14 protein-coding genes are annotated in these 26626 nt (G+C 47.1%); 11 read left to right on the top strand and 3 right to left on the bottom strand.

Annotated elements, in window-relative coordinates; genetic code table 11:
- Positions 1 to 377: 377 nt before the first annotated feature.
- Complete coding sequence (locus tag BC343_RS26965) at positions 378 to 4544, bottom strand: two-component regulator propeller domain-containing protein (protein WP_078350919.1); 4167 nt, start codon at positions 4542 to 4544, stop codon at positions 378 to 380.
- 198 nt (positions 4545 to 4742) lie between these two features.
- Between BC343_RS26965 and BC343_RS26960 the strand changes: the two genes are divergently transcribed.
- From BC343_RS26960 to BC343_RS26910, 11 genes are all read left to right on the top strand, one after another.
- The gene (locus tag BC343_RS26960) at positions 4743 to 5420 is read left to right on the top strand and encodes a response regulator transcription factor (RefSeq protein WP_078350918.1); all 678 of its coding nucleotides are present in this window, start codon (positions 4743 to 4745) and stop codon (positions 5418 to 5420) included.
- Positions 5417 to 6664, top strand: a complete 1248-nt coding sequence (locus BC343_RS26955) for a sensor histidine kinase (protein WP_078350917.1) — start codon at positions 5417 to 5419, stop codon at positions 6662 to 6664. Before BC343_RS26960 ends, BC343_RS26955 begins: the two co-directional genes overlap by 4 nt.
- A gap of 74 nt (positions 6665 to 6738) precedes the next feature.
- On the top strand, positions 6739 to 7167 hold the full coding sequence (locus BC343_RS26950) for a PepSY-like domain-containing protein (RefSeq protein WP_143822373.1): 429 nt from the start codon (positions 6739 to 6741) through the stop codon (positions 7165 to 7167).
- A gap of 254 nt (positions 7168 to 7421) precedes the next feature.
- A complete protein-coding gene (locus BC343_RS26945) occupies positions 7422 to 8660 on the top strand; it encodes a TolC family protein (RefSeq protein ID WP_162276952.1) in 1239 nt (412 codons plus the stop codon).
- On the top strand, positions 8660 to 9595 hold the full coding sequence (locus tag BC343_RS26940) for an efflux RND transporter periplasmic adaptor subunit (RefSeq protein ID WP_202909875.1): 936 nt from the start codon (positions 8660 to 8662) through the stop codon (positions 9593 to 9595). The genes BC343_RS26945 and BC343_RS26940 overlap by 1 nt, the downstream gene beginning before the upstream one ends.
- The gene (locus BC343_RS26935) at positions 9592 to 12651 is read left to right on the top strand and encodes an efflux RND transporter permease subunit (RefSeq protein ID WP_078350915.1); all 3060 of its coding nucleotides are present in this window, start codon (positions 9592 to 9594) and stop codon (positions 12649 to 12651) included. The genes BC343_RS26940 and BC343_RS26935 overlap by 4 nt, the downstream gene beginning before the upstream one ends.
- A gap of 244 nt (positions 12652 to 12895) precedes the next feature.
- On the top strand, positions 12896 to 13573 hold the full coding sequence (locus BC343_RS26930; RefSeq protein WP_078350914.1) for a response regulator transcription factor: 678 nt from the start codon (positions 12896 to 12898) through the stop codon (positions 13571 to 13573).
- Between the two features lie 80 nt (positions 13574 to 13653).
- Positions 13654 to 15033: a HAMP domain-containing sensor histidine kinase gene (locus tag BC343_RS26925; protein ID WP_078350913.1), complete on the top strand. Its 1380-nt coding sequence runs from the start codon at positions 13654 to 13656 to the stop codon at positions 15031 to 15033.
- 74 nt (positions 15034 to 15107) lie between these two features.
- Positions 15108 to 16382, top strand: coding sequence for a TolC family protein (locus tag BC343_RS26920; RefSeq protein WP_078350912.1), 1275 nt, complete (start codon positions 15108 to 15110; stop codon positions 16380 to 16382).
- A gap of 37 nt (positions 16383 to 16419) precedes the next feature.
- Positions 16420 to 17514, top strand: a complete 1095-nt coding sequence (locus BC343_RS26915) for an efflux RND transporter periplasmic adaptor subunit (protein WP_078350911.1) — start codon at positions 16420 to 16422, stop codon at positions 17512 to 17514.
- 68 nt (positions 17515 to 17582) lie between these two features.
- Positions 17583 to 20720 carry an efflux RND transporter permease subunit gene (locus BC343_RS26910; protein WP_078350910.1) on the top strand — a complete coding sequence of 1046 codons (3138 nt, stop codon included), beginning with the start codon at positions 17583 to 17585 and terminating at the stop codon, positions 20718 to 20720.
- A gap of 122 nt (positions 20721 to 20842) precedes the next feature.
- On the opposite strand, the gene BC343_RS26905 is transcribed toward BC343_RS26910, so the two are convergent.
- Both BC343_RS26905 and BC343_RS26900 read right to left on the bottom strand, forming a co-directional pair.
- Positions 20843 to 21874 (bottom strand): YncE family protein, encoded by a 1032-nt coding sequence (locus tag BC343_RS26905; protein ID WP_078350909.1) that lies wholly within the window; start codon positions 21872 to 21874, stop codon positions 20843 to 20845.
- Positions 21875 to 22097: 223 nt separating this feature from the next.
- Positions 22098 to 26375: a cadherin-like beta sandwich domain-containing protein gene (locus BC343_RS26900; RefSeq protein WP_078350908.1), complete on the bottom strand. Its 4278-nt coding sequence runs from the start codon at positions 26373 to 26375 to the stop codon at positions 22098 to 22100.
- Positions 26376 to 26626: the final 251 nt, after the last annotated feature.

Raw genomic sequence — 26626 nt, 5'->3', positions numbered from 1 at the left:
AAGTCCGGTACGGACGATATATGTTGTAGTTGTGGGTTTCAATCCACGGAGGGAGGCGTACAACACCAAAACATAAGGCGCAAAAAAGGCGCTCCGTTCTCGGGCGGAGCGCCATACCAATAAGTACACCAACTAACCTCAAAAAACATGCTTACATATTTTAATGAGGTGCTAAAGCAATTTCCACCGTATGAGAGCAGCAAAATTAACTCGATGTGAAGTTAGCGTGGATTGCTAAATAAGGATACCACTATTTGTTGTAAGAGTAATACAAATGTTAAATGATATACCTTCGTTTAAATACTGTGGCTAAACCCCGCCCCGCCTTTGCACACATTCCCGGCCGCGCCCCTCCCGTGGGAGGGAGTTGTATAATTTTACACCAGTTCCGTTTCCTTTTCGTTCTTTTTCAAGTTATTGATGTATTCGGATGGCAGTATGCCGTATTCTTCTTTAAATACCTTGGCAAAGTAGGCCGCATTATTAAAGCCCACCTCGTAGGCCACGTTGGCTATGCTGAGTTTGCTTTTCTCTAATAGCTGTACGGCGCGTTTCAGGCGTATGGTTCGGATACAATCAACCGGCGTTTTGCCCGTTAGCGTTAACATTTTTTTGTAAAGTGATACGCGGCTCAGGTTCAGTTGCGCGGCCAGCGCTTCTACCGAGAAATTAAGGTTGGTGATATTTTGTTCGATGTATTCGAAGGCATTGCGGATAAACTTATCATCTTCAGATACCACAGCAATGTCTTTGGCCTTCACTTCTACCTGTTTCTGGTAGGTTTTTTTGAAGGTACTTTGCATCCGCAGCGCATTATGAATTTTAGATAGCAGTATCTCGAAGTTGAATGGCTTTACGATGTAATCGTTGGCGCCGCTATCCAGGCCGGCCAATTGGTCTTCATCGGTACCCAGGGCGGTGAGCAGCAATACCGGGATCTCGGCAGTGCGGCTATCGCCTTTTATTTTGCGGCAAAGCTCGGTGCCGTTCATAACCGGCATGCTTATATCGCTTACGATGAGTTTAGGGTGCATAGCCAGCGCTTTTTGCCAGCCATCCTTGCCATTCACGGCCTCCACTATGTGGAAACTGTTCTTAAGGTTATCCTTCAGGTAGAAACGCAGGTCGTCGTTATCTTCCACCAATAAAATCGTCGGCTTTTTGGCCGAACCGGGAGCCGTTTCAATATTTTTCTCTACGGTCAACTCAACATCTTGTACCTGCTCGTCGGCAATTGCAGGTACATCGGCAGGCAGTTGTTTACCTACAGGCAGGCTGATAGAGAAACAGCTACCGTACTCGGGCTCGCTTTCTACCTCAATAGTGCCGCCCTGCATTTTCACAAACTCTTTGGTGATGGATAAGCCTATGCCGCTGCCCTGGTTAAGCAGATTTTCGGGCATATCGTCCTGAAAGAAACGCTCGAATATCTTCTCCTGGTTCTCTTTAGGGATGCCTATGCCTGTATCTATCACTTTTATCTCCAACCGGTTTTGCTCGCCTTTGTGCTCGTTAACGGCCGCCATACTCAGCATTACGCTGATGTGCCCGCCCGATGGGGTAAACTTAAAGGCGTTAGAGAGCAGGTTGAACAGTATACGCTCCATTTTATCCTGGTCGAAATCGATTACGTAAGATTGTATATCGCTTTCTATCAAAAACTGTATTTGCTTTTGCTGCGCCACATCCTTAAACGATGCCGCTACCTCTTTAGTAAACTGGATAATATCCCCACGTTTCAGGCTCAACTTCAGTTCGTTGTATTCCATCTTCCTAAAATCGAGCAGTTGGTTCACCAGGTTCAATAGCCGCTTGCCATTACGTTTGATGGTTACCAGCTGGTTTTGCTGTTCAGGTTTATCGCTGGCTTTAATCAGGTTATCAATTGGCGATAATATGAGCGACAGCGGCGTGCGGAACTCGTGGCTTACATTGGTAAAGAATTTTATCTTCATCAGATCCAGCTGGTGCATACGGCGGGCCTCTTCGCGTTCGCGGGCAATTTTGCGCTCGGCCTCCATCTTATCCTGCTTGGCCTCAAACTCGCGCTTCAGTTTTATAATGCCGCGGTGCCTAACGTAAAGCAGCGTACCCATCAACAATATAAAATAGCAAAAATACGCGAAGGGAGATTTCAGGAAGGGCGGCTTCACCGTAATATCAAGCGCAATGGTATCATCGAAGCCTGCGTTTTGGGTACGTACTTTAAATACGTAGTCGCCACCATCTAAGTTGGTGTAAGTGGCTTTGCGGTTGTTGCCGGCCACGGTTATCCAGTTCTTGTCGAAACCTTCCAGCTTGTATTCAAACTTTACCTTATCGGGGTTAAAGTAATCGCCGGCAGCAAACTCTATGTCAAATACATTTTGGTTATGCTCCAGTGTAATTTTTTTTGTTTCAGACAGCGCTTTGGTTAATATTACGTCGCCCGCCACAGCATCGCCTACGCCAATCGTTTTGTTAAAAAGGTGCATATCCGTAAACACCAAATTAGGGCGAGGTTTAAAGGTATTCTTGCGATTGGGGTCGAAAAGGTTAAACCCGTTAATACCGCCAAAAACCAGCTCACCGCTTTTCAACTCCAAAGCGGCATAAAGGTTAAAAGCCCTGCCCTGCAAGCCATCCTGCTCGTTATAGTTGTTTATCCTGAACTTATACTTGCCGCTCACGTTATCCAGCGTTATGTGCGCCAGGCCGTTGGTGGTGCTCACCCACATAGTGCCCTGCTTATCCTCAACTATGTTAGATACATTGTTGGCCGGCAGGTTAAGACCCTCCTCTATATTCAGAAAGTTGTTGGTTTGGGGGTCTAAAATGCTCAGCCCGTCTTTGGTGCCTATCCATATCAGCCCGCGGCGGTCTTGCGTAATAGCATTTACATCGTTACCTACCAGGCTATTGCGGTTTTTAGGTTCGGATGCATAATGGCGCACCTTGCTGGTTTTATAGTCTATAACATCTACCCCCTTATCGCGCCCTATCCATTTGTTGCGGCTGCGGTCTTCATAAATTATAGACGTGTACTCAGAGCTCATAGCGTAAACCGGGTGTTTGAACGTGTTGGTTTTCGCGTCGTATACGTTAAAGCCCCCCGAGAAAGTGCCCACCCACATATCGCCGGCGGCATCTTCGGTAATGGCATAAATACGGTCGTCGCTTATTGTGGACCTATCCTTTTCGTTATGGCGGTAATGGGTAAACGTACCTCCGTCAAAACGGTCCAAACCTCCAAAATAAGTACCTATCCACAGTTTTTTGTTTCTGTCGATATGCAGGCGCACTACTATATCATTGGCTATGCTGTTGGGGTCGGCAGCGTTGTGCTTGTAACGGGTATAGGTGTTGGTAGCCCTATCAAAGTAAACCAATCCGTTGCCGTTGGTGCCTATCCAAAGGTTGTGCTTATCATCTTCGGCAAAGCTATTGATATCGCCGTAAGGAAGCGTATTAGGGTCGTTAGCGTAATGTTTATACAGCGGAAACTGCATCATGCCGCTGTGGTAGTAGTTTATGCCCTGTTTAAAAGTTCCGCACCAAACAATGCCGGTATCATCCTTATACAAATAAAGGCTGTTACCACTGAGCGATTTGGCATCGTCGGCCTTGCTCATAATAAAGCTAACCTCGTGAGTAACCGGGTTTATTACATTGATGCCGCCGTGGTCGCTCCCTATCCAAATATTGTTATCATCTGCCTGTATAATGCCCGTCATCAGGTTGGCATTCAGCCTGCGCCCCGGCGTATCTTTACTGTAGTGCAGTAACTCGTTAGTGCTGGTGTTATAGCTGTAAACGCCTATTGGGGCAGCATAGCAGCATAACCAAAGGTTGCCTAAATGGTCTATCTGCATATTGTAGGTGCTGGGCACCCTGTTAATAGCATCGGCAAAGGCGGTAAAGGTGTGCTGTATTTTTTGGCGTTGCGGGTTCAGCTCTTCTATCACGCCATCGCCATACATCAGCCAAACTGTTTTTTGTGGCGAAGGCACTATAGCCGTAACATTATCTGAGTGCAGCACAGCAGGCGAACTATTCAGCGTGCTGTAAAATACCGTGGCTTTGGTCCCAGGATTATACTTATATAACCCCGCGCGATTGGTAACAAACCAATAATTGCCCTCTACATCTTTTTTTACCTGCGTAATTTGGGCAGTGGGGATATTATAGCGCTTGGTTTGAGCAGCGATGTTATTGTTCATGCGCTCGGTTTCGGGGTCGTAAACGCTGATGCTGTTATGCGTAAACACCCACATTTTATGGTCGGGCCCGCCTTCTATGCGCATTACATGGTTTTCTACCAGCGAGTTAGGGTTACTGTTATCGCGTTTAAATATTTTGAACTTGGAGCCATCGTATCGGTTAAGCCCCGATGTGGTACCAAACCACATAAAGCCTTTTTCATCTTTATAAATAGCATTTACCTGGTTATCGCTCAACCCGTTAGTAATATCCAGGCGCGAAAACTCATAGGTATCTTTCTGTGCCGAAACCCGCGTATACAACAACACAAAAAACACAAACGGCACGTAAAGTTTAAATCTCATAAGTACTATAATTGGTATTGGCGGCCGATGGGAATAGCCGCGGAAATAAAATTAGGCAATAATTGTTGAAGACACACTAATCTTTTGAAAATTTTTCAATCGATTGCATCAATATAGCGATGGGTTTCAAACCCATCGCTATATTGATGACGATCCGCCATCCAACTTTTCTACAATTTTATCACCTACCTTTATATTGTGAAAATATTGATAGTAGAAGACGAGGCCGGGTTGCGCGAAAGCATTGAGGCCTATTTTACCGGGACCGACAGCATTTGCGAAACCGCTGCCGACTACACCGCCGCGCTGGCCAAAGTGAGCGTGTACCGGTACGATTGCGTGATACTTGACCTTACCCTGCCGCGTGGCAACGGCTTGGATATTATCAAACACTTGAAAGAGAACGAGCATAATGATGGCGTACTCATTATTTCGGCTAAAAACTCGCTGGATGACCGCCTGACGGGATTAGACCTGGGTGCGGATGATTACCTTACCAAACCTTTCCATCTGTCGGAACTAAAATCGCGCGTTGCGGCTATTGTGAGGCGTAAATCGTTCAATGGCAGCAACCTGCTTAAATTTAATGAGATAAGTATAGACCTTTCGGCCAAAAGCGTGATGGTGAGCGGTCAGCCCGTAAAATTTACGCGCAAGGAATACTCGCTGTTGCTTTATTTTATTGCTAACAAGGGCAAAGTAGTATCTAAAAACGCCATTGCCGAGCACCTTTGGGGCGATAGCATTGACATTGCAGACAACTTCGATTTCATTTACTCTCACATTAAAAACATCCGCAAAAAACTGGTGGAAGCCGGCGCGCGGGATTATATACAGGCCGCTTACGGTATGGGCTACAAATTTACCGAAGCATGAAACTGCTGAACAAGTTTAACAGCATAAACATTGCCGTTACTGTTGCCACCTTGCTGGTTACGGGTATTATTTATTACTACGCCATCAGCCACATCCTCACCAACCGGATAGATAAAGACCTGGTGCTGGAAGAGAACGAAGTATTTAACTATGTAAAACTGAACCACGCCCTGCCCGATGTTTACGAATCTAACCATCAGCAAATAACCTTTATGCCGCTGGGCGAGCAGAAGATAGAGCGCCGCTTTGTTGATACTGTTTACAAAGAGCTGGACGAAGAGGATATGGAAGCCGGTCGCGCGCTGATCAGTTCGGTAATGGTGAAGGATAAAAACTACCGCATACTGGTCATACAATCTAAGGTAGAAACAGAGTACCTTATCAAGATCATCTTCGAGATAACCATTTGCGTAATAGCGGTATTGCTGGTATTGCTCACGTTGCTCAACCGCTTTATCCTGAAAAGTATTTGGCAGCCATTTTACAAAGTGCTGGCGCAACTAAAGGGCTTTAGTCCGGCTGATAAAACGGCCGTAAGCAGCACACCCACTACCATTGACGAGTTCAAAGAACTGGACCAAGCCCTGGTTGCGATGGCGGGCCGCGTTAAAAACGATTACCAAAACCTGAAAGGCTTTACCGAAAATGCTTCACACGAGTTAATGACGCCCATATCGGTCATTAACTCCAAGCTCGATACTTTGCTGCAAACCGATGAATTTACCGACAGGCAAAGCAAACTATTAAATGATATTTATGGAACAGTTGCCAGGCTTACACGCCTTAATAAATCGATGCTGCTCCTGGCAAAAATAGAGAACGGGCTGATAACCGGCGATGAGCAGATGGATATTATGGAAATACTGGAAGAATGCCTCTACCAGCACGAGGACATTATGCAGAGCAAAAATATCACCCTGGTAAGCAACCTGCACGAAAAGCAGGTAAAAGCCAGTAAACTGCTTGTAGAGGTACTACTCAACAATTTAATAAGCAATGCCATACGCCATAACTACGCAGGCGGCGAAATTACCGTGAACCTGCAGGCGCAACAACTTACCATAACCAATACCGGCAGCCAGGCATTTGATATTGAGCAGGTGCTGAAGAGATTCCATAAATCTAACGAATCGGAAGGTATTGGGCTGGGGCTAACCATTTGCAAACAGGTGTGTGATAACTATGGCTTTCGGCTCAACTATCACTTCATTAACAACAAACACGTTTTTTCGGTAGGATTTTAATTATCCTAAATTACTCCAGATTCTTTCCCAATTAGCCCCAGATTTAGGCTTCATCTTAGTAAAAAATTACTAAAATGAAAACCATTAAAACTACACTGGCCATTGCACTGGCCTCGGCATTTGCGCTAACGGCCAATGCCCAAACTAAAGTACCAGCTGCCGTAAAAAGCGCATTCGAAACCGCTTACCCCGGCGTAAAAACCGTGAAGTGGGAAAAAGAAAAAAGCGATTACGAAGCCGGTTTTAAACAAGGCAGCAGCGAAATATCGGCCGTATTTAAGGCAGATGGCACCCAGCTGGAAAGCGAACTGGAGATAAAAGCCACTGAGCTACCTGCTGCCGTTACTACCTATGTAAAAGAGCATTACAAAGGCGCAGCCATAAAAGAGGCCGCCAAAATTACCAAAACCGCTACCGGCGAAGTTACCTACGAGGCCGAAGTAAAAGGTAAAGATCTGCTGTTCGATAAAGATGGCAAGTTTATTAAAGTGGCGGAGGATTAAGCGCTTCCCATAAATGTTTGTCATCCTGAGCGAGAGCGAAGGATCTGATAGCCACAATGCAATAACCACCATGCAAGGTGGCGATAGATGCTTCGTCCCTCAGCATGACAAACTTTATACGCGAGAGCAATTCCCCCCATAGCGATGGGTTTCAACCCCATCGCTATAGTTTAGCCTCCCTATCCAAAATTTATCCAGAATTGCACCCCAATTTTACGCTCAGCCAGCCCCCTACTTTTTGCACCTCGTTACTAATGAAGTATACCCTAATATTTATTATAACCTTATTGCTTGGCAGCACCGCCGTTTTTGGGCAAACCAAAACGCTGGATGATTTTGTGCAGCAGGCCATAAAGAATAGCCCGCTGATAAAAGACCTGAACAACCAGGTGCTTGCCGCGCAGATAGATAGCGTGCGCATCCGTGCGGGTTTTAAACCGCAGGTAGGGTTAATTGCCGGCGGGCTTTACGCGCCGGTAATAAAAGGCTACGGCTACTCGCAGGCCATTACCAACGGGCAAATGCTGAACGGACAGGTAGTGGTCAGCAAATCTTTTATAGGTAAGGATTACCTGAAGTCGCAATTCGCCGCTATTGGCCTTAGTCAGGATTCTTTACGGAACAGTGTAAAACTATCCGAACAGGACCTTCGCCGCACCATTATAGGCCAATACATTACCGCCTATGGCAGCCTGCAGCAACAGCAATTTAACCAGGAAGTGGTAGACCTGTTGGTGAAAGAAGAAGGCCTGTTAAAAAAACTTACCCGCAACAACGTATACCGCCAAAGCGACTACCTCACCTTTTTGGTAACGCTGAAGGGTGCGCAACTACAACTATCGCAAAGCAAACTGCAATACAAAACCGACTTTGCCACCTTAAATTACTTGAGCGGCATTGCGGATACCACCCTTACGGATATTGCCAAGCCCGAACTGCCCCGCAGCGTGGTATTCGACCGTAGCAACAGTATATTTTTTAAGCAATACCGTATTGACAGCCTTCGCCTGGCCAATAGCCGCAAACTGGTAGATTACAGCTACCGCCCCAAACTAAGCGCCTTTGCCGATGGCGGCTACAACTCTGACCTGATGGCCGGCTACTACAAAAACTTTGGCGTAAGCGCCGGGCTTAGCCTTACCATGCCCATTTACGATGGCGGACAGAAAAAGCTGGCCTATAAAAAACTGGCGCTGGAGCAGGAAACTCAACAGGTTTACAAAGCCTTCAACCTGAACCAATATAACCAGCAGGTAAACCAGCTGAACCAGCAGATTAATGAGTACGATAAACTCATTAAAGAAATAAACGACCAGTTTAAATACTCGGAAAGCCTGATAAAAGTAAATACCCAATTGATGCAAACCGGCGACCTTAAAATTGCCGACCTGATACTGGCCATAAACAGCTACCTCAGCATAAAAAACCAGCTGGCGCAAAACACCATTAGCAGGCTGCAATTGATAAATCAACTTAATTACTGGAGCAGATAATGATAACATATCCCTTTAAACCCGCCGTTTTATTTTTTGCCTGCGCAGTAATGGCATCGGTCTATGGTTGCAGCGGGCAGCCTGCCGAAGAAGAAAGCGTGGCCAACCCGCAAACGCCCATCACGGTAACCACTATTGATAACAGCGCCCTTGCCGATTCTATCGATCTGAACGCCACCTCATCTTTCATGCAGAAGAATTATGTAAAAGCCAACGCCATTGGCTACATACAAAAGGTAGCCATACTGCCCGGGCATTATGTAGAAAAGGGGCAACTGATGTTCACCATAAAAACCAAGGAGGCCCAAAGCATTGGTAATACTATTAACGTGCTCGATACTACTTTCAAGTTCTCGGGCATTAACTACATCCGCGCGTCGCGCAGTGGTTATGTGAGCGATCTGGTGCACCAGGTTGGCGATTACGTACAGGATGGCGAGCAACTGGCCACCATAAGCGACCGCGAAAGCTTCGCCTTTGTAATGCAACTTCCCTACGAGTTAAAGCGCACCCTGCAAAATAACCAAAACTTAACCCTTACTCTCCCCGATGGCCAAAAGCTGGCGGGCCATATTGCCAGTACCATGCCCTCGGTAGATACGGCATCGCAAACGCAGGGAATTGTAATAAAGGTAGCGAGCGCACAGCCCATCCCCGAAAATTTGGTAGCCAAAGCGCTCATCATTAAAACAGCAAAAAGCAGCGCACCATCGCTACCCAAATCGGCAGTACTCTCCAACGAAACGCAAGATGAATTTTGGGTGATGAAACTGATAAACGACACCACTGCCATCAAAACACCGATAAAAAAGGGGTTAGAATCGGGCGGAAAGGTGGAGATAATTTCGCCCACTTTTAATGCGCACGATAGGATAGCCGTTACCGGCAATTATGGTTTGGCAGATACCGCCAAGGTTAAAATTGTGAAGCCATGAACAAGCTCGAAAATTTTTTTGTAACGCACAAAAAGCCCGTTAGCCTGGTGCTGTTCATTGTGCTGCTGGGCGGGGCATTTGCTTACTCGCGCCTGCAAACATCCCTTTTCCCCGAAATTACCTTTCCTAAAATAAAGATCATTGCCGATGCCGGCCTGCAGCCCGTAAACAAAATGATGGTTACGGTTACCAAGCCGCTGGAGAACGCAGTGAAACAGGTGCCCGGCCTTCACTATGTACGCAGCACCACCAGCCGCGGTAGTTGCGAAATATCGGCCTTCATGAACTGGGATGCCGATATCGACCTGAGCCAGCAACGCATCGAATCGCGTATTGCGCAGATAAAAAACAATCTGCCCCCGGAGGTAAATGTTACCGTGGAGAAAATGAACCCCTCCATCCTACCCGTAAGCGGTTATACACTGGAGAGTCATAACCTCTCGCCTATCGAGTTACAGCAGTTGGCTACTTACACGGTAAAGCCCTTTTTGTCGCAGGTTGATGGTGTATCCGAAATTCGGGTGATCGGTGGCAAATTCAAAGAATACTGGCTGGTGCTTAACCGCCAAAAAATGAGCGCACTGGGCCTAACGCCCGATATGATAACCAATACTATGGCGCAAACGGCATTCATCAAAAGTAACGGCTACATGGCCGATTATAAGATGCTGTACCTTACCGTTACCGATGCCAGCGTAAACACCAGCGAGCAGTTGCAAAACCTGGTGGTAAGCAACAACCGCAAAAGGGTTATACAGCTGAAAGATGTTGCCGATATACAAATAAACCCCGCAGTTGGCTACACCAAAATAAACGCTAACGGGCACGAGGGGGTACTGATAGCGGTAATAAAACAACCTAACTCTAACCTGGTAGACCTGTCTGCCGCCATGACGGCTAAGGTAACCGCCCTGCAAAAGGTATTGCCCAAAGGCGTTACCATAAAGCCCTACTATGTTCAGGCCGATTTTGTGAACGAATCGATAAAAAGCGTGAGCGATAGTTTATGGATAGGTTTGGCGCTGGCCATCATCGTAGCTATTATTTTCCTGCGCAGCCTAAAGGCAAGCGCCACCATCCTCATAACCATACCGGTTACATTGTGCCTTACGCTAATTATTCTGTATGCTACGGGGTATACCTTCAATATCATGACTTTGGGTGCCATTGCGGCGGCCATAGGTTTAATTATTGATGATGCCATTGTGGTGGTTGAGCAAATACACCGCACCCACGAAGAGCATCCCGAAGAACCCACCCTTACCTTGTTGCAAAAGGCTATAGATTACCTGCTGCCGGCCATGGTGGGCTCGTCCATAAGCACCATTGTGATATTTATCCCCTTCCTGATGATGACAGGGGTTGCCGGGGCATACTTCAAGGTGATGACCGATACCATGATCATTACGCTCACCTGTTCGTTTTTTGTAACCTGGATAGGCTTGCCGGTGATATACCTACTGCTTACAAAAGATAAACCAAAATCGGCCAAGCAAGCCAAAGAAGAAGCCCACGAAGTGAAACAGCAACGCTGGGTATCCTTCTTCATCCTCAACCCTTTCATCAGTATTATCATGATGCTGGTACTGGTGGCGGTTATCGTATTCATCCCCGGCAAACTGCAAACCGGCTTTTTGCCCGATATGGACGAAGGTAGTATCGTGTTGGATTATACCTCGCCGCCCGGCACTTCGCTGGAAGAGACAGACCGCATGCTGCGCGAGATAGAAAAGATGATCATTAAAGAACCCGACGTGGCCGCTTACTCGCGCCGTACGGGTACCCAAATGGGGTTTTTCATTACCGAACCAAATACCGGCGACTACTTAATACAACTAAAAAAAGGACACACAAAAACAACCGAGGAAGTAATTACCGACCTGCGCATCCAAATAGAGGCCACCCAACCAGCACTACGGGTAGATTTTGGGCAGGTTATCGGAGATATGCTGGGGGATCTGATGGCCTCCACCCAGCCTATTGAAATTAAAGTATTCGGCGACGACCAGGCAAAGCTACAGGCACTATCTAAGCAGATAGCCGATATTGCTACCAATACCCACGGTACAGCCGACGTATTTGACGGTATCGTAATAGCCGGCCCCTCGGTAAATGTGGTGCCCGACTATACCAAATTGGCGCAATACAACCTTACCCCTGCCGCGCTGCAAACGCAGGTACAGTCGGCATTGGAGGGGAATGTGATAGGCACCTTGTTCGAGCGGGAGCAGCAGTCGCCAATCCGCATGGTGTACCCGAGCAACCGCAAGCAGGATGTTGCAGGGCTGAAAAACCTAAGTATATTTTTGCCCGATGGCAGGCTGATACCTATAACATCGCTGGCCACAGTTGAACTGCACCCCGGCGACGCCGAGGTAGAACGCGAAAACCTGCAGGCCATGGGTGTAATTACCGCCCGTTTAGAGAATGCCGATTTGGGGACTGTTATCCCCGCCATACAAAAAGCCATTGCCGATAAGGTGACCCTACCGCCCGGTTACCACGTAAGCTATGGCGGTGCCTATGCCGAGCAGCAGCAATCGTTCAAAGAGTTGCTGATGATACTGATCACCTCCAGCCTGTTAGTATTTGCAGTGATACTGTTCCTGTTCAGGCAGTTCAGGATAGCGTTGCTCATATTGGTGGTGGCAGTATTAGGCATAGGCGGCAGTATGCTGGCACTATTCCTCACCAACACACCACTTAATGTGGGTAGCTACACCGGGCTCATTATGATCGTAGGTATTATTGGCGAGAATGCAATCTTCACCTTCTGGCAATTCCGCGAAAGCGCCAAAACCAGCAGTATAGATGAGGCCATTATCTATTCTATATCAACCCGCCTTCGCCCTAAATTAATGACGGCTTTGGGGGCCATAATAGCCTTAATGCCATTGGCATTGGGTATAGGTGCCGGGGCGCAGCTGCACCAGCCATTGGCCATAGCGGTTATCGGCGGCTTTTTGGCAGCATTACCCCTGTTGCTTATTGTATTGCCGACTTTGATAAGGATATTTTACAGGAATCATAATTTTAACGCACATGAGGCAAAATAATGCCCCATACAGGTGGCTCCGCTGGAGCCATCATTATGTATTTTTTCCTACAAACACGATGCTCCTATCGGAGCGTAAAAAAGGCAACGCCGACTCCGGAGGAGTCACGTGTTTGTAGCCAACGCAAAAAAGGAGGTTTCGGCTCCGGAGGAGCCACCTGTTAACCGTTGTTGCCTCTTGTATTTTACCATCGCAATAAACTAAATTTACGCCCGGCATTGTTAAAACAGGCCGGGCGTAATTTATGGATACCATTTGCCTTGTTGAGGATAACGACAAAGTTTCATCATTTATAAAAAAGGGGCTTACCGAGCATAAGTACGGTGTTGATGTGATAGACAATGCCGAAGATGCCCTGCAAATGATGCAGCAAAAACCCTATAACCTGGTAATATTTGATGTGATGCTGCCCGGCATGAGTGGGATTGACCTTTGCCGCGAGATACGCAAAACCCAACCCTCGCTGCCGATACTAATGCTGAGCGCCCTTGGAACCATTGACGACCGCGTAAATGGCCTAAAATCGGGCGCGGACGATTACCTGGTAAAACCCTTCCATTTTAACGAACTGCTTGCCCGTATAGAGGCACTGCTGCGCCGCAAAAAGGTATCAGAAGAAGAGAACCATATTCTTAGTTTCGGCGGCTTAAAGCTGAACACCTGGGACAAAACTGCCGAACGCGATGGCCAGCAAATTGTTCTCACGGCCAAAGAATACAGCTTGCTGGAGCTGTTCATCCGGAACCCTGCAAAGCTGCTTTCCCGCGAATATATTATGGAGAAGGTATGGGGCATCAACTTTGATACCGGCACCAACATGGTAGATGTGTACGTGAACTACCTGCGCAACAAGATCCAAAAAGGCTTCGATAAAAAGCTCATCCACACGGTTATCGGCATGGGCTATATTCTAAAAGACTAAGAGTAAGAAGATAGACATCGGTGAAATCAACCAAAATCGGTGGAATCACAAAAAATAATCGGTGAAATCCCAAAAAAATAATGAAGATAAAAACCCGCCTGTCGTTATACTTTACGCTCATTAGCTCCGGCGCGTTGCTGCTGGTTTTGGTGGCGGTATATGTGGCGGTGTTCTCTTTCTTCACGCAGGATTTTTATAACCGCTTACAGGAACGTACCCACCTGGCATCGCAGTTTTACCTGAAGGCCGATGAATTAACCTCTGACTCACTCATCCGTGTTCAGCAAAAATACCTCGAGCGCTTGCCCGACGAGGTGATGAAAATTTACGACGACTACAACCTCTCGGCTTTTAACACCGAAAGCAATATTTACTGGACGAAGGATATCATAGAGCAGGTGCGCCGCGACGGCTATATTGAATATGAAGAAGGCCCTCGTAAAGTTTTTGGCAAATACTATCACGATAACCAGGGCAACTACGTAATATTAGCATCGGCCGTTGATGCCAATTTACGGCACCGCACCATTGTGCTCGCCAAAATAACCACCGTGTTATTCTTCATTTTCGGGATAGGGTTATTTTTTGCCGGCCGGATATTTGCGCAAAAGGCACTCTCGCCGGTTGATAATTTGGTTAAGCAGATAAGCAATATACAGGCCAGCAACCTGCACTTGCGTGTTGATGAAGTAAACACGAAAGACGAAATAGCCGAACTGGTGAACAACTTTAATCGTTTGTTGGAGCATCTGCAAAACGCGTTTGAACTACAGCAAACCTTTGTGGCCAATGCCTCGCACGAGTTACGCACCCCGCTTACCAGTATTATGGGCGAGGTAGATGTTGCCCTGAACAAAAAGCGCAACATGGCCGAGTACGAACGGGTGCTGCACTCTATTGCTAATGATGGCGCCCGCCTGCAGGAAACCATAACCAGCCTGATGGAACTGGCCCAGGTAGACCTTAACTATACCCGCGCCGCCCTCACCCCCATCCGCGTTGACGAACTGCTTTGGGAGCTGGAAGAATATTGGGCAAACAAAAAAGGCCCGGGCCAGCTGCAAATAAAGTTGAATAACCTGCCCGAGGATGAATCGCTGCTCACGATGCCGGCGCATAAATCAATGCTATTTATAGCGCTGAATAATATTATTGATAATGCATTTAAGTACTCGGCGGGGCAGCCCGTAGTTTTGGGTTTCGAAGCAAATACAAATGCCATTCGCATCGGCATAACAGATAAAGGGCAGGGTATCAGCAAAGAAGATATCGAAAAAATTTTCCGCCCGTTTTTCAGGGTAAATAAAGACCGCTCTATCTCCGGCAGCGGCATTGGGCTTTACATCGCTCATAAGATCATCGAGTTGTTCAAAGGCAGTATAAAAGTAGCATCAAAACCCGGCAAGGGCAGCACTTTTACTGTTGAGTTTTTAACGCACAATAGCCAAAACCAATTCTAATGCTAATCTAATTTGGTTTTAATGTGCGTCTAATTTGGGTAGAATAGGTTTGTATCATCAAATTTTTCGAACAAATGAGAACCGGTCACATAAAAACCATAGCTCTTTTGGGCCTCGCTTTTGCGATGGCGCAGGGGGCAAAAGCCCAGCAAACCGATACGGTGAAGATGAGCTTTAAGGAGGCTGAAAAAGCCTTCCTCGACAAAAACCTGAGCCTGCTTGCCCAAAAGTATAACGTTGATGCCGCCCAGGCATTAGTGAAGCAAGCCAAGCTTTGGGACAACCCCAACCTAAGCACCGACCAAAACATTACCGATGCCACAAAAAAATACTTCGACCACAGCAATGGCGGCGGGCAGGTATTTGTGCAGCTAAGCCAGCTAATAAAAACTGCCGGCAAACGCGGCAAGCAAATACAAATAGCACAGGACGGCGTGCAGATACAGCAAGCCCAGTTTAACGACCTGATGCGCAACCTGCGTTACAACCTGCTGCTCGATTTTACGCAGGTGGCCAATCTGTTGGATCAGCGCAAGGTTTACCAAACCGAAATAACATCGGCAACCAATATGGTAAACGCCATCGAGAAATCGTACCAGGCGGGCAACAACTCGCTTAAAGATGTTATCCGCTTAAAAGCGCTCAACTTTGGTTTACAGAACGACCTGGTAGAGATAGACCGCCAAATAAACGAGCTGCAAAGCGAACTAAAAACCCTGCTGGCCGCCAACGAAACCCAATTTATTTCGCCGCTGATCACATTCAATAACAGCGATACTACGCTTAACGCCGCTACCCTTGCCGACCAGGCCAAAACCTTGCGCGGCGATTATTTGGCCAACCGCTACCAACTGGACCAAAACCAGCACAACCTGGCCCTGCAAAAAGCCATGGCCGTGCCAGATATTACCATTGGCGGCAGTTACGACCAGCACAGCAGTTACGCCAACAACTACGTAGGCCTGCAAATAAGCCTGCCGCTTCCTATTTTTAACCGCAACCAGGGCAATATTAAAAACGCCAAATTGGCCGCCCAAAGCCAGGAATACACCCTGCAAAACAACGAATTGCAGCTAAAGAACGATGTATACTCAGCCGTGAACCAGTACAACCTGAGCCAGCAATTGCTGAGCACCAAGGAAACTGACTTTTATAATAAGTATGATCAGCTGTACAACAGCATGCAAAAAAGCTTTCAGCAAAAGCAGGTGGGCTTGCAAGAGTTTATAGACTTTTTCGACACGTACCGCGAAACCAAACTGAAAATACTACAGCAGCAGCTTAACCTGCAAAAAGCCATTGCCGACCTCAACTTTGCCGTTGGCACTACCGTGGTAGCTCCATTATAATTAAACCCGAAAACAGCAACATTCAGCATATAACACGATGAAAAAAGAATTGATATATATGGCAGCGGGCCTACTATCCCTTACCGCCTGCCAGGAAAATAAAACCGGCACCATGGAGAGCAAACAGGTTTGCATCAGCGACTCGATGGCCAAGATCATAACTATTGATACCGCCAAAACCACGCAAATGAAAGACGAGCTTTCCCTTTCGGGCGAGGTATCTTTTGATGATAACAAGGTGGTAAAAGTATTCCCGTTTACCAGCGGGCAGGTAATGGAAGTTAAGGTATCCCTTGGCGATAAAGTGAGCAAAGGCCAAACCCTTGCCGTACTGCGCAGTGCCGACGTTGCGGGTAACTATACCGACCTTACATCAACCAAAGCCGATGTAGCCATCAGCAAACGCCAGTTAGAGCAGGCCGAATACCTGTACAAAAACGGCATCAGCAGCGAACGCGACTATACCGAAGCTAAAGAGAACTACAATAAAGCCCTTGCATCTAACAGCAAAGTGCAGCAGCAGATAGCCATTAACGGCGGCGGCAATACCAACGCCAGCGGTACACTGGTTATAAAAGCTCCCGGCGATGGCTACATTGTAGAAAAGAATATCACTGCAGGCAACTTCATCCGCCCAGATAATAGCAGCAGCTTGTTCACTATATCAAACATGAAAGATGTATGGATATGGGCCAACGTTTTTGAAACCGATATTGCCAAAGTGAAAAAAGGCTACGATGCCCGCATTACCACCCTGGCCTACCCCGATAAAGTTTTCACCGGCAAGGTAGATGAAGTAAGCTCTGTATTAGACCCCGATAACAAAGTAATGAAAGTACGCGTGGCGCTGCAAAACACCGATATGCTGCTGAAGCCCGAGATGTTTACCAATGTACTTATTACCAACAGCGAGCCGGGCAGCTCGGTAGCTATCCCTTCGTCGGCAGTGATATTTGATAACAGCCAGAATTTCGTGGTGGTTTATAACACTAATTGCAACCTGCAGGTGCGCGAGGTGAACGTAATAAAAACAGTGGACAATATCACTTACATCGCATCGGGCCTTAAACCCGGCGATAAGGTAATATCAAAAGGCCAATTATTGCTTTATAACGCCTTAACCGAAGATTAAGCCACACCAAGCCCCTGTTACACAATTGTATTTACCGGCAAGCTGCATAGCTGCCCAATTTGAAGCAAATGAACAAGCTCATTAAAAATATTATACACTTTTCGCTCAGGCACCGGGCGATGGTGTTCTTCCTTACCGGTGTGTTGGCCATACTGGGTGTTTGGAGCTATTCCAATACCCCTATCGAAACCTTCCCCGATGTTACCAATACGCAGATAATTATTATAGCTCAATGGCCGGGCCGCAGCGCCGAGGAAGTGGAGAAAATGATCACCATACCTATGGAGACCGTTTTAAACTCGGTACAAAAAAAGGTGAACCTGCGCACCACGTCGGCATTCGGCCTATCCTACGTGCGCATTATCTTCGACGATGATGTGGATGATGCCTTTGCGCGCCAGCAGGTACTTAGCCGCCTGGGCAATGCCGACCTGCCCGACGGCGTAAAACCCGAAGTAGAGCCGCCATATGGCCCTACCGGCGAAATTTACCGCTACACGCTGAAAAGCAAAACCAGATCTCTCCACGAACTTACCGCTATACAGGATTGGATATTAGACCGCCAGTTTAAAGCCATACCCGGCGTAGCTGATGTGAACAGCTTTGGCGGCGAGGAGAAAACTTACGAGGTGAGTGTAAACCCTGCCCTGCTGCAAAAATATGGGCTTACCTCGCTGGATGTTTACAGCGCCATTAACCGCAGCAACATTAACGTAGGCGGCGATGTGATAGAGAAAAACGGCCAGGCCTTTGTAGTGCGCGGTATTGGTTTGATAAACAACATTAGCGAGATAGAAAATATCATCATCAAAAACGTAAACAATGTGCCAATACTGGCGCGAAACGTTGCCGATATAAAAGAAGGCGGGCTACCACGCTTGGGCCAGGTAAGCCGCGACCGCCAAAAGGATGTAATAGAGGGCATCATTGTAATGCGCAAAGGCGAAAACCCAGCCGAAGTGTTACAGCGCATACGCGACAAAGTTGCCGACCTAAATGATAATATACTACCCCCCGGCGTAAAGATTGATACCTTTTACGACCGTACTAACCTGATGGATTTTTGTACCGAAACGGTTATCCATAACCTGTGCGAGGGTATTATACTGGTAACGGTTATCGTATTCCTGTTCATGGCCGATTGGAGGACCACATTAACCGTGGCCATCATTATCCCGCTTGCCCTATTGTTCGCCTTTATATGTATGCGCATTAAGGGCATGACGGCCAACCTGCTATCAATGGGTGCTGTCGACTTCGGTATTATTATAGATGGTGCGGTGGTAATGGTTGAAGGGATATTTGTCGCGCTGGACCATAAGGCCAAAGAGGTAGGCATGCAGAAGTTTAACGGGCTGGCCAAGCTCGGCCTGTTCAAAAACGTGGGTGCCGAAATGGGCAAGGCCATCTTCTTCTCCAAGCTCATCATCATCACCTGTTTGGTGCCCATCTTCGCCTTCCAAAAGGTAGAGGGTAAAATGTTCTCGCCGTTGGCCTATACCTTAGGCTTTGCTTTGCTGGGTGCGCTGTTGTTTACGCTTACACTGGTGCCCGCCCTATCGAGCATATTGCTTAAAAAGAATGTAAAAGAGAAACACAACCGCGTGGTTATCTTCTTCGAGAATGGTATACGCCGCATGTTTGGTTTCACCTATAAAAACCAAAAGCTGAGCCTTATTATCGCCTTTGCATTTATGGGGCTAACCTTTTTCTCTGCAAAATTCCTGGGTACCGAGTTTTTACCTGATCTGAACGAGGGTGCACTTTGGGTAGAGGCTGAACTGCCTATGAGCGTATCGCTTAACCAGGCCGAAGAAGTTAACCAGAAAATGATGCAGATACTGGAGAAGTTCCCCGAGGTGAAACAAACCCTTGCGCAAGTGGGCCGCACCAACGACGGTACCGACCCTAAGAGCTTCTTTAACGTACAGATACAGGTTGACTTAAAGAACAAGAAAGAATGGCCAAAGGGGCTTACCGAAGAAGCGCTTATAGACCAGATGGACACCCAACTGAAAAAGCTGCCCGGTATAGTGTTCAACTACTCGCAACCTATACGCGATAACGTTGACGAGGCCGTGGCAGGCGTGAACGCCAGTATGGCCGTAAAAATTTTCGGCCCCGATTTTAACGAACTCGACCGTAAGGCCGATGCCGTAATGAAGGTGCTGAAAGATATTAAAGGCGTTGACGACCTTGGTGTGCTGCGCAACCTGGGTCAGCCGGAATTCAGGATAGAATTAGATCAGCGTAAGATGGCCCTTTACGGTGTATCAACTGCCGATGCCAATGCCGTAATTGAAATGGCGATAGGTGGTAAAGCAGCATCGCAGTTGTACGAGGGCGAACGCAAGTTCGATATCCGTATACGTTACCAGCCGCAATACCGCGATAACGACGATAAAATACAAAACCTGATGGTGCCAACGCTTAACGGCTCAAAAATATCGCTGAAAGAGATATCGACCATTAAGGAGATAACCGGTCCGGCGTTCATCTTCAGGGATAACAACACCCGCTACATTGCCGTAAAATTCTCGGTACGTGGCCGCGACCTGGGCAGCACCATTGCCGAGGCGCAGCAAAAAGTAAATGCTGCCGTAAAACTCGATAAAGGTTATAGCTTTACCTGGAACGGCGAATTTGAGAACCAGATACGTGCTTCGAAAACACTATCGCGCGTGGTACCAATTTGCTTGCTGGTAATATTCCTTATCCTTTACATGATGTTCGGCAACGCAAAAGATGCGCTGCTGGTTATCATGAATGTGCCGTTCGCGCTTATTGGCGGTATACTTGCCCTGCACATTACGGGTATCAACTTCAGTATATCGGCAGGTATCGGGTTTATAGCCTTGTTCGGGGTGTGTATACAGAACGGGGTTATCCTGATCTCGGTTTTCAAAAAGAACCTTGAAGCAGGCATGCCTTTAGATGAGGCTATATTAACCGGTGTAATATCGCGCGTTCGCCCTGTAGTGATGACCGCCTTGATGGCCGCTATCGGTTTAATGCCGGCAGCTATATCAACCGGTATAGGTTCAGAAACGCAAAAACCTTTGGCCATTGTGGTAATTGGTGGTTTGGTTACTTCAACCATCCTTACCTTACTGATACTGCCTGTAATTTATGCTATCGTAAACCGTTTTATACACAAACGCGAGAACCGTAAATTATTGAAACGCATAGGCGCTATAAACGCGTAACAACGTCCACGCCCCCAGGACATTAAGGCCGCCCCTAAACAGGCGGCCTTTTTTATTGACTACAAAATAAAAGCGGCCCAAAATTTACACCTTAGGCCGCTTCCGTTAAAACAATCGTAGGCTTATTTACCAACTTCTAATATGTGAAAAGTACCGGGCACCATTTTAGGGCGTGGGTTGGCATTCTCGGCAGTTGGGGCAACTGGCTCCAGTTTTGCAGTAGGTAAAAACAGGTGGTGGGTAAGTATATCAATACCTATGGTCCGAGCGCCTTTCTCGCTTTTAATATTCTCTACAAATAAAAATTTGTTGGCGTTCAATTCTTTTATTACCGATATGGTGCCTTCGTCGTTAGAGGTATAAGCCAGCTTCAGCATGGGGTCGAAGGCTACGCCGTCGCAATCGCCGATGTGGAATTTTGCCAGGTTCTTCCCGTTGGTGGCATCCATTACAACCAGAGTTTGGTTACCGCCGCAGCCAACAAAAAGGCGGTTAGTAGCCCTATCAATAGCCAGGCCCGATGGTTCGTTGCCATCGTTTATTTTGTAGCGGGCAGTTACTTTGTACGATTGGGCATCTATCACCACAACCTCGTTGGTAGTTTCGGAGTTTACGAACACCTTCCCTTTGCCGTCGGACACGCCGGTTTCGGGCTTACCAGCCAGCGGAATGGTTGCTACTACTTTATCCGTAGCCGGGTCTATCACCGAGGCATCGTTGCTGCGGCCATTAAAGGCATACACCCGGTTAGAAAACTCATCAAAAAAAATGGCATCGGGGTTTGTGCCTACCGATATTTTAGTTATCTCGGTATTGTCATCCAGATTAAATACGGTGCAACTGTTATCGCGGCCGTTACTGGTGTAGCCTTTCTTTAGCCCTTTTACCAGCGCTATACCATGCACGCCGTTGGTATTGGGTATAACACCAACAGAGTCGCCGGTGGCCGTGCTCAGGATGTTTACCTGCGTACCGTGCGATACATATATCTTTTTTTCGGCGGCATCAACGGTAACATAATCCCAACCGCCTGCGCTTTTTATGCTATGGCTTTTAAGGATGCGGAAACCGGTTTTTGTTTGTGCGGATGCACTTAAGGAGGCAATTGCAAATAGGCTTGCTGCAACTGCTTTTATTGTTGTTTTTAATAACATAACGTGGGGCTTAATTTTCGGCTATGTTAAAAAGTTAATCTGTAGAAAGGTTGGAGAGTAGTGGTTGGAGGTTGGTTAGTTAGAGGTTAGGAAATACATGGATGATACTTTATGGCGACAGTGATAAGTTTATAGCAATACCCTGCCGCCCTGCTGAAGGAGGGCGGCAGGGTATTGCTTAACTAACCTCTTACCTCTATTCTCTATCTTCTTACCTCTAAACCTAATACTTCAGTACCAGGTAGCCGGTTTTCTTAATAGTTTGGTTACCCTTTTTGTATTCTACCGAGTAGAAATAAGTACCGGGTTGCTGCATAGCGCCTTTGCTATTATGCCCATCAAACGCGATGCCTTGGTTATCGTAACCTTTCGCTTCGTACACTACCTCCCCGGTTCGGTTTATTACCCGCACTATATTTTCGGGGAAGGCGGTGATGCCTTCGATATTGAAACGGTCGTTTATACCGTCGCCGTTTGGCGATACTGCCTGGTTTACTATTATTCCCTCCTGCAAAGCTTCAGATACCGGTTCATTTTTTTGAATAATGCCTACCTCATTATCAGCCCCACTTATGGCATTTACAAAACGTGATGCAGGCTTGGCCACTATTATTGCCCAGCTATGTGTAGTGGTACCATCCTGCGCGGTTACTACTATATTAATAGTGTTTTGGCCCACATTTAAGCTTATCGGTGCGGAAACAGCCCCGCTTCCAGTTACTACGCCGTTAATGCGGATGGTAGCCGTAGTATCGGTAGCCACAGCCACAACCTTAATGGTTTTGGTGGTAGCCGATACACTGGCCGTTGAATTGTATTCTGCCGGGCCGCTGTTAACATTGGTTTTTGCAACTGCAGGCTCCACCAGGTAAAGCTTCGCCAGCGTCGCAATTGCCGATGGTGGCTTAACCGCTATTACATAACGCTTAATGGTGGTGCCATTTTCTGCCGTTACCTGTACGGTGATGGTTCCCGCTCCACCGGCCAGCGCTACAGGGGCCGATACAACGCCGCTTGCGGTTACTACGCCGTTAACGGTGATAGTTGCATTTGGATCGGTTGCCACGGCTACCACTTTAATGCTTTTGGTGGTGGCTTTTACCAATGCCGTCGAGTTATAATCACCGGGACCTGTGGCGGTATTGGTTTTAGCAACGGCAGGCTCCACCAGGTAAAGCTTGCTTAGGGTAGCAATTGCCGCCGGAGGCCTTACTTTTATTACGTAGCGTTTAATGGTAATACCATTGGCAGCAGTTACCTCTACCGTTATTTGTGCGTCACCTCCGGTTAGTGTTATGGGAGCAGATACAGCACCGCTTGCGGTTACTACGCCGTTAACGGTGATAGTTGCATTTGGATCGGCTGCCACGGCTACCACTTTAATGCTTTTGGTGGTGGCTTTTACCAATGCCGTTGAGTTATAATCGCCGGGGCCGGTAGAGGTATTAGTTTTGGTAACGGCGGGCTCAACAAGGTAAAGTTTACTCAGGGTGGCAACTGCGGAGGCAGCGCGGGTTACATTGATGATGTAGGCTTGAGTGAGGGTACCATCTTCCGTCCTTACATCAACACGAATGATATTATCTCCGGGAACTAACGGGATAGGTTCCGATGCAACGTTGCCGAACTGGAAAGCCCCATTGACAGATAGCCAAGAACGTGGGTTCTGCGTTTTTGCCAGTACTTTAATACTAGTGGTAGTGTTTGCCACAGTCGCGGTATACCTATTTACCGAACCGTTCGTAGCCTTCAGCACTGCAACCGGGTCGGTTAAAGCTATCGAGCTTAAATCTGCATCGGTAGAGGTCGGTGTGCGGGTGATTAGGAGGTGGATGTTGCGGGTGGTTACCTTGTTGGGAGCTCTTATCTTAACGACAATGTCGTTCAGTCCGTAATTCAACGGATTCAATGCTATATAGGAGCTAAAATCCCTATCCTGCGCAAAAAAATCTATTTCATAGTTATTTTTAAACATTTCTAACATCACTTTTTCAGTCGCACTATTTACAGTGGCGGTCCAGGTATCCGTAATACCTACCCGGTTAAGCGGAACGGCACCCGACGCATACAATTCCATAGCCGTAAAGCTTGTATCGGTTGAGCCTACACCAATTAACACGGTATAACTGATACTACTTTCGCCATTCTCTGAAGTATATTCAACGCTTATCCTATTATCACGATCTTTCAATGTTATCGGTGCCGAATAGGTGTTGTTTGCGACCGCAACTCCATTGATCTGTATAGTGGCGTTTGGAGTTTCCGCGGATAATGTAGCAAGCACTCGTATAGGCTTATCTGCTGTAGGTAGCGCGCCAGCCAGCAAGTTCTGGTAGGAATATTCCATAGGCTTAAGTGATACAAGATCGGTTGTTATTGTTCCGGGGCTAACGTAGGGCGACCCTCGCGCTATCCGAATGGAATACGCGCGTTTGGTAACGCGGTCTTCAGCCGTTACCTCTACGCTAAATTGATTAACGCCCATGTGTAACGGAACTTCTTCTGACCAGGCATTTTGGGGGATCACCAAGTCTCCAGCCTTGATAGTGACGTTAGCGTTAGCTGCGGCTTTTAAACGTATGGACGTCATATCTGCAGGCACAGTGGCGAACCATTTGTCTGACGGTGGCGTTGGGTAATGCGTGCTCTCACGCGTTAAGGTACCAGGAGTCATGAAAAAATCTTGCACCTCCGTGCTGGACGAACCGCGTGTTATAGTGATGGTGAAGGCTTCTTTGTTAACTCCATTTTCAGATATAACCTCTACCGGGAAAGTATTTATTCCATAATTTAAAGCTATAAGACCTGAAAAAGCCCCGCCGACACCAGTCGTTCCATTTATTTTAATAGTTGTATTGGTAGTCGTACTTATTTTTATACGAATGCCCGATACAGGTCCATCAACTATCCAGTTTATGCCTGCGCCATCTCGTCTTACATAATCGCTGCTGAGATCTATACTCGTTACCTGAACCTCCGACGAACTCGGACGGTTTACTTTTACCGAATAGGTACGGGTAGCCACCCCGTCGGATGCCAATACGGTTACGGCAACCGTATTATCACCGGCAACAATTGCCACCGCGTTAGGCTGGCCATTGCGCGCAACAACACCATTTATTTTTATGGTGGCTGTGCTATCAAAGAGCACCGGCGTTACCATAATACTTGCCGTGCCCACCGGGACAGAACTTTGATAGGTGATGTTACCGGATGTATAAGCGGGGCTTAGGGTACCTATACTAAAAGTAAGGTTACTAAGCCTTGGATCGGACGAAATACAGCGCAGGGTAACAGTTGCAGAGCTTTCGCCGGCAAGGTTATATGCAGTTATTTTGTAAGTAGCAACCGGGAAGGTGCCGGTAGGTTTGCCGCTGATGATGCCAGTTTTAGCATCAAACACTAAACCGGCGGGCAATGGCTTGTCAATAGCATAACCGGTGAGCGATACCTTTCGTACCGCCTGTCGTTCCGCAGTATACAAATTCCCTGTGCCGTCAAATACCAAATCGTTAAGGTACCAGAAACCCGCTGCAGAACCCACGCCGTTAGTAACACCTCCGTTATAAGGCTTACCTGCAATAGTTGAAACGTATCCATCGGGGCTTATTCTGCGAATAGCATAGGGTTCGGCCACGTAAACGTTCCCTGCTGCATCAACAGTTATACCAGCCGGTTCGCGAAATGAGGCGGAGGTATCCCTTCCGTCGGCACTGGCCCAACTGTATAATTTACCCGCAAGGGTAGTAACCTGGCCGGTGACACTGATTTTTCTGACAACGTAGCTATCAACAACATATAAATTGCCGGCATTATCGATTGTTAAGGCAGTGGGCTCGATAAATTTTGCTGAAATAGCAGGACCATCGGTACTTCCCGGAACACCTGATGTTCCGGCAAACAAAGTTGTTTGCCCGGCAGCAGTAATTTTCCGGATACGGCTTAAACCAGGTTCCGACACATATATATTTCCATTTTTATCAACAGCTATGCCGCCTGGCCTGCTAACTGTGTCACCAATGAAAGTCACAATTCCCGCCGGGTTTATCTTTTTAACATGGCCATCTGTTCGATCAGCCAGATATACATAGCCAGCATTATCCGCACACATCCTACCCGGAGCGCTATAGGTATTGGCGGGCCAAGTCCCCCCAAAAGTACTGGTAGTACCCTGTGGAGTAATTTTACTGACAAAGGTTGGCTGGTACCGGCCCACATAAATATTACCCTGGGCGTCGACGGTTATGCCATTCAAGTTCTTCAGGCCGGTTGGCTGGGTCTTCGCCCCTGTACTATTGTAGATCCCCGTAGAATCGGATATAGCGCTGGTTTGCGCATATACATTAGCAGGCACTGCGCCCCCGGTATTAGTAGGCTGCAATGGCGATATGGCAACACCTGCTGTAAAAACAGGCGTTGTGCTGTAACTTATTTTGGGTGCTTGCGCTAATAACGAGAATGTATAACAGGTAAGGATAAGAAGGAGTAAAACTTTCTTCATACTTGGCTTAGGCTTTGGGGTATTTACATTTTAATATTTGGCAGCATAAATATAATACTTAATACTTATACCCGCGAAAACATTTACATACAAGGCATTAAAGCTGTATATAATATGCATCTATCATCTGTAATAAAAAAGCCGCCCTCGTTTTCGCGGGGCGGCTTGGTGGTAATTGTGGGTTTAGTTTAATTATTTTACTGATGTGTTAAAAGGGGGCTTTTTTCACAAGTTTTCCAACTATTCTTCGC

Source organism: Mucilaginibacter pedocola, from assembly GCF_002013915.1.
In the GTDB taxonomy this organism is placed as follows: Bacteria; Bacteroidota; Bacteroidia; order Sphingobacteriales; family Sphingobacteriaceae; genus Mucilaginibacter; species Mucilaginibacter pedocola.
Note: the sequence above shows the minus strand (reverse complement) of the source record. Positions and strands in the feature narration are given on the sequence as shown.

Excerpts from the sequence above, each read along its gene's own strand:
- BC343_RS26925 (WP_078350913.1), top strand. The coding sequence starts at position 13,654 with ATGAAGATAAAAACCCGCCTGTCGTTATACTTTACGCTCATTAGCTCC.
- BC343_RS26950 (WP_143822373.1), top strand. The coding sequence starts at position 6,739 with ATGAAAACCATTAAAACTACACTGGCCATTGCACTGGCCTCGGCATTT.
- BC343_RS26940 (WP_202909875.1), top strand. The coding sequence starts at position 8,660 with ATGATAACATATCCCTTTAAACCCGCCGTTTTATTTTTTGCCTGCGCA.
- BC343_RS26955 (WP_078350917.1), top strand. The coding sequence starts at position 5,417 with ATGAAACTGCTGAACAAGTTTAACAGCATAAACATTGCCGTTACTGTT.
- BC343_RS26920 (WP_078350912.1), top strand. The coding sequence starts at position 15,108 with ATGAGAACCGGTCACATAAAAACCATAGCTCTTTTGGGCCTCGCTTTT.
- BC343_RS26910 (WP_078350910.1), top strand. The coding sequence starts at position 17,583 with ATGAACAAGCTCATTAAAAATATTATACACTTTTCGCTCAGGCACCGG.
- BC343_RS26900 (WP_078350908.1), bottom strand. The coding sequence starts at position 26,375 with ATGAAGAAAGTTTTACTCCTTCTTATCCTTACCTGTTATACATTCTCG.
- BC343_RS26945 (WP_162276952.1), top strand. The coding sequence starts at position 7,422 with ATGAAGTATACCCTAATATTTATTATAACCTTATTGCTTGGCAGCACC.
- BC343_RS26965 (WP_078350919.1), bottom strand. The coding sequence starts at position 4,544 with ATGAGATTTAAACTTTACGTGCCGTTTGTGTTTTTTGTGTTGTTGTAT.
- BC343_RS26935 (WP_078350915.1), top strand. The coding sequence starts at position 9,592 with ATGAACAAGCTCGAAAATTTTTTTGTAACGCACAAAAAGCCCGTTAGC.
- BC343_RS26905 (WP_078350909.1), bottom strand. The coding sequence starts at position 21,874 with ATGTTATTAAAAACAACAATAAAAGCAGTTGCAGCAAGCCTATTTGCA.
- BC343_RS26930 (WP_078350914.1), top strand. The coding sequence starts at position 12,896 with ATGGATACCATTTGCCTTGTTGAGGATAACGACAAAGTTTCATCATTT.
- BC343_RS26915 (WP_078350911.1), top strand. The coding sequence starts at position 16,420 with ATGAAAAAAGAATTGATATATATGGCAGCGGGCCTACTATCCCTTACC.